The organism is candidate division WOR-3 bacterium (assembly GCA_016934535.1).
GTDB lineage: Bacteria > SDB-A > SDB-A > SDB-A > SDB-A > JAFGIG01.
Window position 1 is genome coordinate 1 of the sequence record JAFGSQ010000027.1, and the last position, 9,787, is coordinate 9,787.

Sequence of the window (9,787 nt, forward strand, 5' to 3'; positions counted from 1 at the left end):
AATAATATGATAAAATTTATTCACGGAAAATTCATAAAAGTCATAGGCATATACGCCGGGAGCATAAAGCTCTTTTCGAGAAACGCAAAACTTTTCCTGGCTGGATCTTTCTTCGTCGGCATGGGTTTTTCGGGATTCTCGCTTCTTTTTAACTTATATCTGAAATCAATCAGTATAGACGAAACTGGAATCGGCCACATAATCACTGCGACCACCATGGGGACTCTCCTCATGGCGATTCCGGCTTCAATATTGATAAGAAAGATATCCATAAAGAAAATCCTTCTTCTTTCTACACCTGTGACAATTTTCACATATTTCATTCAGGTCATGGGATTCAACTACAACATGATAATCACCGGCGGGATTCTCTCGGGAGTTTTTACTGTTTTTTTTCAAATAGCCGCCGCACCTTTTTTCATGAGGAATTCAACTCCCAAGGAAAGACCATATCTTTTCAGCATGAATTTCGGAGCACAGCTCATAGCAGGTGTCCTCGGAAGCGTCATTGGCGGCTTATTACCGGGAATGATCGCTAAATTCGGCCTGGTTCCACACGTAACCTACCGTTATACGCTTTTTATATTCGGAGGTCTCGTCCTGGCAGCCTTGCTTCCATACCTGCTGATAAAAGAAAGTTCTGAAAAAGAAGTAAAAAACGACAGGTTCAAGTTTAAAACTGAGAAAAAAGTGATTGTAAGGTTGTTTCTCCCAAACCTCGTGACAGGTCTCGGTGCGGGTCTCAGCATACCATTTATAAATCTTTATTTTGACGAAGTATTTTCAGCTTCGACTAAGCTTATCGGCGCAGTTTTCGCGGGTTCCCAGTTCCTGATGATTTCAGGAATACTTCTGGCTCCTTTGCTCTCTGAGAAATTTGGGAAAATCAAAACAGTAGTATCATCTCAGTTAATATCCATTCCTTTTCTGATAATCATGGGTATAACCGGAAATTTTTACTTTGCAGTAATTGCTTTTCTTGTAAGGGCTGCCCTAATGAACATGGCTCAACCTCTTTTCACCAATTACGCCATGGAAAAGGTTCATAAAGACGAACAGCCGCTGACAAACGCTTTACTAGTCATCGCCTGGACGGCAGGCAGGGGAGTCAGCGCGAGCATAGGCGGATTTCTTATCGAGAGATTTTCATACGCTCTGCCCTTTTTCACGACGAGTGCGCTTTATCTGGTCTCAAGCCTTTTGATACTTATATTTTTTGAAATAAAACCGAAAAGGAAAGCTTCTTCAGTTACAACAACATAAAAGGCGACCCGAATTTTCCGGGCCGCCTTTTTCTACCCCAAAACTATTTAACTATGAGAAGTTTCTCCGAAACACATTCTCCCTGGGCTTCCATCCTGAAAAAATACGCACCAGGATTGAGTGTTTGACCTCTGTCGTCTCTCCCGTCCCAGTAAATTGAATACTCGCCGGGATTCTGCGGGGCGTCTAAAAGTGTCCTGACTTTCTGCCCGGCGATGTTGTATACATTTATCTCGACATCTGTGGCTGTTCCTATGGTGTATTGGACAGTACCCTCGCCGGAAAGGGAGTTAAGATCTGATAGACAACAGCTGAATTCAGTTGTTCCGGTTGTGATATTATCAAGTTGCTCCGAACCACCTAATGTTAAATTAACATCATCAATTTTAAGACCGCTAGTTGGAATCGGACCGGTAGAATAACACCTGAATTCGATAATAAAAGAATTTGTTTTATTCAGTTTAGGAGTATTTTCAATTATCTGAGAAATATTGAGCGTGGTCAGATTCCATCTATCACTCGGACCAGTGAAATCATAAACTTTTACAAAAGTTAAACCTGCATCGTCAGATAAATAAACGCCGTCTTCAATATTACCTGAGTTATAATCCCACCATTTGAAATTCAACATTACCACTTGATTTATTATTGATAAATCACAATACAATCTCAATCCATTTTCTGAAGCAGGAAAATGAGGATTAATCTCTTTTTTTGAATCGAGGGTTATATAATGTATGGTCTGGCTTTCAGAATAAACCTCCACTCTACCAAGGCTGTCAGAAATCTTTCTCCTCCAGCATCCGTCCCAACCCTCATCAAAATTACCATTATCATCATTTTCAAAACTTGTCCGATATGAACTGTTAAGCCATACAGGAACACGTTTAAAACTTGAGTCATATGAATTATAATTCCAGCAGAAATAATTTAAACCACCCTCGCATCTATTATAAACATTTTTCCAGTAACTCAGATATTCATGATGCCAACCTACATTGCCGATTAAAATAATATTTTTACCAAGAGCTTCAAGAGTAGGACCGAGTTCCGTAGGAAGGTCCCAAGCACAAACAGCATAATCGATATCTGTAGTTGCACTTATCATAGACCAATCCATGCTGTTATATTCCATATTCGTTAAATTTCTCTTAATATAATCCTGATAACCGCTATACACATAAACCTTTATATCAGAATTACATGATTTGTTAACCTCATTTACAACACTATCAATATCTCTTATAATCCAGGCAATACATTGGGTTTCAAATTCTATCCAGTCTCTGTGAAGTTTACCTAAATCCATGTTTAAAACCGGTGTTTTCACTGCAAAATACAAATCGGCTGTCGATATCGACGTCCATGTACTTAACGATCCATGATAAAGCTTTCCATCTATGTAAGGTCCGGGATTAACTCCAATGTCCTTTGATGCGATTTTATAATATTCCGTACCATTTGGTTCACCTTCGTATTCAAGTACGATTGCGTATTCGGTATTTCTCTGAAGATCACAGGGCAAATCTATTGTAACTTCTTCTTCGAGAGCAGTAGTCGAAAACCTAAAACAGGCAAGTTCATTTTCTGATGGTTGACCATTGTTCATCATTGTTCTGATAGAAACCTTAATTGAAGCAGTGGTATTATTAAATTTCTTTACTTTCAAAATGATTGATGAAAGATGATCATAATCAGATGAAAATAAAAAGGTTTGAGCAATCCTCATATTCGATTCATTGTCGCCTAAATATATATAATCATTTTCTTCATTTTGATAAATATCTGTTCTGCTCGGTAAATTTGGATAATACACATTAAACCACATATCTACAGATGGTTCGCTCATCCATCCTTCTGAGGTTAATTCTATTTTACTGTATAGCTGTCCTTCAGAATAATTGTCTTGTCTGCATCCTAATAAGTAGAACCAAGGATTTGGATTTTGTAATGGATTTCGATCTCTACTTCGGATAACTAATGCATATTGAGAATCAATATCGAGGAAACCAATTGAGTCAGGATCGAAATATACCTTAAATGAGTCTAATTCGTCTGAGGGATCAGTTACTTGAATTTGTTCCCCTACAACAAAACCCCGGTCAAAACTATGACCTGTTAACCAATTTATTCGGTCGGAACTTCCGAGAATTTGATCTAAATCAGGTCTCCCATTTTCATCAACTCTTGTAAGAAATATTTCTAGATCAGAACAAGGGGAAGAAATATCAGGTGGAATTTCTTGATTAATAACTCTCACTAAAAAAAGATCAACACAAGTAATTCGACTGTGAAGGGGTTTAAAAGTCTGGGCACATATTATATAATGATTACCTGTCTCTTCGGTTGGACCAATTATGTGATTATTGCTAAATAAACCCGTAGAACTGATGTCCAGTTCTGGAAAATTGAACTCCACTTCATCCATTGTCATTATAGTATCAAGCATGTATTTTTTTACAAAATGATCATTGTCGTTGGGATAATTTCTGAATGAAGACCGTTCTTTATAATCCCCATCTGAATTATTTATTTTATCAAGACTGAAGTCAGGTTCAAGCGGATGACTTCCGCCAGCATAAAATTCTTTATCAGGAAATACTGAACTCTCTACCCCTTGAACAACAGCCGAAATATTTTCATAATTATTTATGAGAAATGACTTAAATTTATTCATATTCTTTATATATAGGTGTCTATTTAGTAAATCATATGGGTGCTTGAATAAAAAATTAAAAGGACCGTAAGGAAAATGCATATATAAAATTACATCGATATTTTTTGCAGTAAAAAGAGGAAAGTAAGCTTTCCAAGTAGAATCCAGCATAACATGCGTAAAACCTCTCAACCTCAAAGTATCAATTCTGGCATTTATTGCTTCATCAGTAAGCGCAGACCCATCTGGATGATCAAATATTGACTCTCCTCTCCAGTATATCGCCTGCTTGGGTTCGGAGAAGGAGAGAGAGGTCAGTAAAAACAGCAATAACAATGAACAGAACAACAGTTTTTTGGGCAGAGATAAATATTTCATGGACATCAGATCACCGCCTTTCTGTTTGTGCAGACCTTGTGTAAATTTCAATTTACCCAATGAACTAAACAATTCCAGAGAAATTGCTTCGTAATTGTCTGCATTTTTTATGAAACTTTGGACGACAACCACATAGTTTTGTATTCTAATACTTTTATAAACTTTGTCAATTCAAAATATACAATAATATGTTAAATTGAATTATTACTGATTATTTGATTTATTACAAATTATCGACGAATATGACAAAATATTGAATAACCTTTTTTCTATTATCTATTAACAATGATAACTAAATATTCGTATAAAAGACTTTACAAAGCCTTTTAATAATGTTATGTACCGATAACTCCGAGTCTTTGGGGCTAAAACCATGGGGGTCACGCCCGAAGAACGTCAGGGTTGGACCGGAAACAGTCCAGCCTTCCACCTTTGAAAAGGAGAAAATTAATATGGAATTATTCACGAGAAGCCAGTCCCCTTAAGAGCATTTTCCCCGCGAATTTCTAAAATCCAAAACAAACACGAGGAGTGTATATGAACAATGCAGTATTCAATTTTGACGTCCCCCAGAACGAACCCATTTATGAATATTCAAAAGATTCAAAGGAAAGAGAAGCCCTCGTCAAAGAGCTGGATAAACAGGCTTCGGAAAAGATAGACATCCCTTTGATAATCGGCGGAAAAGAGGTAAGGACAGGCGACACCGGAAATGTCGTCATGCCGCATCTCCATTCGCACGTTTTGGCAACCTACCACAGAGCAGGAAAAAAGGAAGTTTCTCGGGCAATAGATGAGGCGAAGAAGGCAAAAGATGAATGGATGAACATGTCCTGGACGGAAAGAGCGTCCATTATGCTGAAAGCGGCAGAGCTTCTTTCAAAAAAATATAGATACCTGATAAACGCTTCGACGATGCTCGGGCAGGGCAAAAACGCTTTCCAGGCAGAAATTGACGCGGCGTGCGAGACCATCGACTTTCTGAGATTCAACGCAAATTACATATCAATAATATACAACGAACAGCCGAAATCCTCACAGGGCATTCTCAACAGGATGGAATACAGGCCACTGGAAGGTTTCATTTACACGATTTCACCCTTCAACTTCACCGCGATTGCCTCAAATCTCAACATGGCGCCGTGCCTCATGGGAAACACGATGGTCTGGAAACCGGCCTCCACTTCGCTTCTTTCGAATTACTATCTCATGAAAATCTTCATGGAAGCCGGTATACCGGCCGGAGTGATAAATTTTCTGCCGGGATCCGGTAGCACGATCAGCGAAGTCGCGCTTTCTGACAGAGAACTCTCAGGAATTCATTTCACGGGATCGAACGCGACCTTCAACACATTGTGGAAAACCGTCGCACAGAACCTCGACAAATACAGGTCGTACCCTAAAGTTGTAGGTGAAACAGGAGGTAAAGATTTCATTTTTGCCCATTGTTCGGCAATTCCGGAACAAGTCGCCACGGCAATTGTCAGAGGCGCATTTGAATACCAGGGTCAGAAATGTTCTGCCGCTTCCCGCGCTTACATTCCCCGTTCCATGTGGAAACAGGTCAAAGAAAAAATCATCTCCGACATCGGGAAGATTAAAATAGGAGACGTCAGAGATTTCACCAATTTTGTCAATGCAGTCATCGACAAGAATTCCTTCGACAATATTGTCGGATACATAGAAAATGCGAGAAAAAGCCCCGAAGCCGACATTATTGCCGGCGGCAAGTACGACGATGGAACCGGATATTTCATCCATCCGACGGTTATCGAAGTTAAGAATCCTCATTTCATAACCATGGAAGAAGAAATGTTCGGTCCAGTAATGTCCATTTTTGTCTACGACGACGACAAGTACGAAGAAACACTGAAGATTTGCGATTCTACTTCACCTTACGGTCTGACCGGTTCAATATTCTCCCAGGACCGCTCAATGTCTGTTAAAGCCTGCAGGTATCTCAGATACGCCGCCGGAAATTTCTACTACAACGACAAACCGACGGGGGCAATGGTCGGACAACAGCCTTTCGGCGGATCCAGAGCATCCGGAACAAATGATAAATCCGGAAGTTATTTGAATCTATTACGCTGGACAAATCCGAGAACCGTTAAAGAAACTTTCCTCCCACCGGAAAATTTTGAATATGATTACATGAAAGAATGATTTTCAATCTGAAAGAAAGGGGGCTTTCCCCCTTTCTTTCAATAAAAAACCGGTTTAGGATGATCTTTGATTTCAGAAAGAGACCTCAAAAGATATTCTTCCTCAAGTTTGAAATCGACATTATTCCCGTTCATATGCGACTCATAAAATTTAAGGTCGAGCAGACCATGACCGCTCAAACAGAAAAGAATCACTTTTTCCTTCTCTTCTTCTCTCGCTTTTACGGCTTCTTCTACAACACATGCGAGAGCGTGTGAAGTTTCAGGCGCGACCAGTATTCCTTCGGTCCTGGCAAAGACGTGCGCGGCAGTAAAGCATTCGCTTTGCCTGAAAGATCTTGCCTCTACGAGGTTTTCTTTTATCGCTTTGGAAAGAAGAGGGGCGGCTCCATGGTAACGGAGACCACCGGCATGTATAGGCGGCGGTATGAATTTGTGACCCAGTGAATACATTGCAAGAAGAGGCGTCATACCGGCGCAGTCTCCGAAATCATAGACAAATGGTCCTCTTGTCAGAGTAGGGCATGATTCAGGTTCGCACGCAATGATGCTGATGCTGTCTCCTTCAATTTTATCTTTTATGAAAGGAAAACCAAGACCAGCAAAATTGCTTCCTCCTCCGACACAGCCGATTACAGTGTCTATTTTATTTTCACCTATTTTAGCGAGTTGTTTTTTTGCCTCGAGACCTATGACTGTCTGATGTAACATAACAAAATTTAAAACGCTTCCCAAAGAATATTTGGTTTTTACTTTTTTGTCGTTTACGGCTTCCTCGATGGCTTCACTCACTGCCATACCAAGGCTTCCCGGAGAATCAGGATCTTCTTCGAGCATCTTTCTTCCGAAAGAAGTCTCATGGCTCGGACTCGCAACGCAAGTAGCGCCCCAGACGTTCATCAGCGTCTTTCTGAATGGTTTTTGGTCGTAACTTACTCTGACCATGAAGACTTTGCACTCCATATTGAGAAGTGAACAGGCGAAAGCGAGAGCGCTGCCCCATTGACCCGCTCCGGTTTCAGTCGTTATTTTTTCCGTCCCCTCCTTTTTGTTGTAATAGGCCTGGGCGATGGCAGTGTTAGGTTTGTGACTGCCTGTTGGAGATACACTCTCATTTTTGAAAAATATCTTGGCGGGCGTTTTCAGGTACTCTTCAAGCCCGCGCGCCCTGCTCAACGGCGTAGGCCTCCATTTCAAAAGAGTTTCTAAAACTTCTTTCGGTATTTCAATCCACCTATCAAGGCTCATCTCCTGCTCTATTAGCGATCTTGGAAAAATTACTTCGAGGTCTTCGGGTTTGACCGGATTTCCTCTATTGTCGACCGGCGGATGTGTTCCATTCAAATCTCCCGCAAGATTGTACCACTTAAGAGGTATTTCACTGTCTTCTAATACCGATTTATAATACACGTTATTCTCCTTTTTGGAATTTTTGATTATTGGGGATTGTTGGATTATTACACGAAAAATATGCGGGCGGTCAGACCGCCCACCAGATCCAGAGAGCCGATATGACTGCCGGTTTTAGTACATTCAATCCTCGTTTTAGAGCCGAATTTCTTTTTCCAAGTTCTTTCGAACCTCGCGTTATCTTGCAAAGACTCAGTCCTAATTTTTTCGATATTTTTCTCTGGCTCAATCCGCAAGCAAGCATTTTTGAAAGCTCCCAGCGGGAAGAAATCATTTTTATCTCGTCTTTTGTCAAAAGAGCCCGTAAAAAAGAACAAGCGATTTCCGGGTCGCTCATTTCGCTCAACACGATTGATATTTCTTTTAATTTGTCCATAATGTTTCTACAAATAGAAACATGTTTATACAGATTTGTCAACTTTGAGATAGAATGCAAACACAATTATTTTCGGAATCCTTGCCTCAGCATGTTAAAGAAATTATTATTTAATACAAAAATACAGGACATAAGGAGGTCAAATTGGAAGAAAATTCAAATCAAGAAAAATTTGAAGTAAGAGGCGAAGACCTCATCAAAAAAATCAACGAAATTCTAAAAGAGGGAAACGCGAAACGGATAATTATCCAAAACGAAAAAGGCGAGACTGTCGCCGAGTTTCCTTTGAGTGTAGGTGTCGTTGGTGTATTTCTATCTCCAATGTTAGCGGCGGCAGGAGCCATAGCCGCGCTGGCGACAAAATGCACGATAATTGTTGACAGGAAAAAAACACCCATCAAGGAGGATTAATTGTTAATATTTATGCTTCTTGTTTTGCTTTTTCCGCTGATTTCCTGTTCAAAAGACAATAAGCCGTTAGGAGACCCTTCTTTGCTTCCATCGGACGTCCTTGCAAATTACTTTATCGCACTCGAAAGTGAGGATTATGAAAGCGCAGTCTCCATGCTTTCCTCGCACACTATCGAAGTTATGTCTGATGCGCTAAGGGATGACTTAAACGAAAAAAAGCGGTTGGTAAAAGACGATTCCATCCTGAACCACAAAATTCAATCGCTTTTAGGCTTGCCGATAGAGGAAGCTCTTGTCAAAGAGAATTCTCAACTCATTGCTTTGTATATTGAAAAACTTCCTAAATATTTCGAATTTGACCCGAATTATTCTATTGTCAAGGAAGAAATAATTGACAGCACAAGAGCTTTTATTTGTCTCTTGTATCAAAACGGTGCGGAAGACACAGTTTTTTTTGAAGGACTCAATGGGAACTGGAAAATAGATTTTTCGTGCCTTGTCGAACTTTATTCATTCAAAAAACAGGTCCTCGAAAACGCTCACACAATTCAACTCGCAGTTGAAGAGTTTCTTTATTTTGCTGACAGCAGAGGATATCCCCTGACTAAAGAAGAGATGAATCTTCCAGAAGGATTGATCAATCCATTTAACGGAGACACAGCTTTCCTCATCATTAAAGAAACACCCGATCAAATAGAATATCCGGCTCTTGAAGGCTACGTTACATATTTTGTAAGGACCGATTCCTTGTACTATCTCATAACAGCTCATGGAAAAAACGGTATAATTCTCATTGAGCTTTATCCCATGCCGGAGATACCAGCGGAAAATTGATAACATGAAAATAAGCGCGGCTCGACGCCGCGCTGGAAATTTCAATCGGCAAAAATTATTTTGTCTGTGTATATTCCTTCCCCGGCTTCAATACTGAAAAAATACACTCCCGGAGAGACAGTTTCACCCCTATCGTTTTTTCCTTCCCAATACAGTCGGTGAATTCCCTCTGAAATATTACCGAAACGATCTTCTCTGACGAGTCTTCCGCTTAAATCGTGAACTTTAAATATGACAGAAGTACGGCAGGGTAAAGAGAGCTCGATTTCAATTTTCCTGTTGAAAATATTCGAA

The 9,787-nt window shown here is 40.0% G+C and carries 8 protein-coding genes and 1 riboswitch; of the genes, 4 read left to right on the forward strand and 4 right to left on the reverse strand.

What is annotated here, in order from left to right; all coding sequences use genetic code 11:
* A partial coding sequence (locus JXL83_05115; protein ID MBN2363491.1) for an MFS transporter occupies positions 1 to 1,263 on the forward strand: 1,263 nt, incomplete at its 5' end.
* 43 nt (positions 1,264 to 1,306) lie between these two features.
* Here JXL83_05115 and JXL83_05120 read toward each other — a convergent pair.
* A complete protein-coding gene (locus tag JXL83_05120) occupies positions 1,307 to 4,303 on the reverse strand; it encodes a hypothetical protein (GenBank protein ID MBN2363492.1) in 2,997 nt (998 codons plus the stop codon).
* 331 nt (positions 4,304 to 4,634) lie between these two features.
* Positions 4,635 to 4,756, forward strand: a riboswitch (molybdenum cofactor riboswitch).
* A gap of 78 nt (positions 4,757 to 4,834) precedes the next feature.
* Here JXL83_05120 and pruA point away from each other — a divergent pair.
* On the forward strand, positions 4,835 to 6,463 hold the full coding sequence (pruA, locus tag JXL83_05125) for an L-glutamate gamma-semialdehyde dehydrogenase (protein ID MBN2363493.1): 1,629 nt from the start codon (positions 4,835 to 4,837) through the stop codon (positions 6,461 to 6,463).
* 38 nt (positions 6,464 to 6,501) lie between these two features.
* On the opposite strand, the gene JXL83_05130 is transcribed toward pruA, so the two are convergent.
* Both JXL83_05130 and JXL83_05135 read right to left on the reverse strand, forming a co-directional pair.
* The gene (locus tag JXL83_05130) at positions 6,502 to 7,872 is read right to left on the reverse strand and encodes a TrpB-like pyridoxal phosphate-dependent enzyme (protein MBN2363494.1); all 1,371 of its coding nucleotides are present in this window, start codon (positions 7,870 to 7,872) and stop codon (positions 6,502 to 6,504) included.
* Positions 7,873 to 7,942: 70 nt separating this feature from the next.
* Positions 7,943 to 8,248 carry a transcriptional regulator gene (locus JXL83_05135; protein MBN2363495.1) on the reverse strand — a complete coding sequence of 102 codons (306 nt, stop codon included), beginning with the start codon at positions 8,246 to 8,248 and terminating at the stop codon, positions 7,943 to 7,945.
* Between the two features lie 144 nt (positions 8,249 to 8,392).
* Here JXL83_05135 and JXL83_05140 point away from each other — a divergent pair, with 144 nt between their 5' ends.
* Positions 8,393 to 8,659 (forward strand): DUF4342 domain-containing protein, encoded by a 267-nt coding sequence (locus JXL83_05140; protein MBN2363496.1) that lies wholly within the window; start codon positions 8,393 to 8,395, stop codon positions 8,657 to 8,659.
* Entirely contained in the window at positions 8,660 to 9,493 is an 834-nt protein-coding gene (locus JXL83_05145) for a hypothetical protein (protein MBN2363497.1), read from the forward strand. It begins immediately after the preceding gene.
* 41 nt (positions 9,494 to 9,534) lie between these two features.
* On the opposite strand, the gene JXL83_05150 is transcribed toward JXL83_05145, so the two are convergent.
* Positions 9,535 to 9,787, reverse strand: a 253-nt coding sequence (locus JXL83_05150) for a T9SS type A sorting domain-containing protein (GenBank protein MBN2363498.1), incomplete at its 5' end; no start/stop codon positions are given.

Coding starts and splice junctions, on each gene's coding strand:
- JXL83_05120 (MBN2363492.1), bottom strand. CDS start 4,303: ATGTCCATGAAATATTTATCTCTGCCCAAAAAACTGTTGTTCTGTTCA.
- JXL83_05135 (MBN2363495.1), bottom strand. CDS start 8,248: ATGGACAAATTAAAAGAAATATCAATCGTGTTGAGCGAAATGAGCGAC.
- pruA (MBN2363493.1), top strand. CDS start 4,835: ATGAACAATGCAGTATTCAATTTTGACGTCCCCCAGAACGAACCCATT.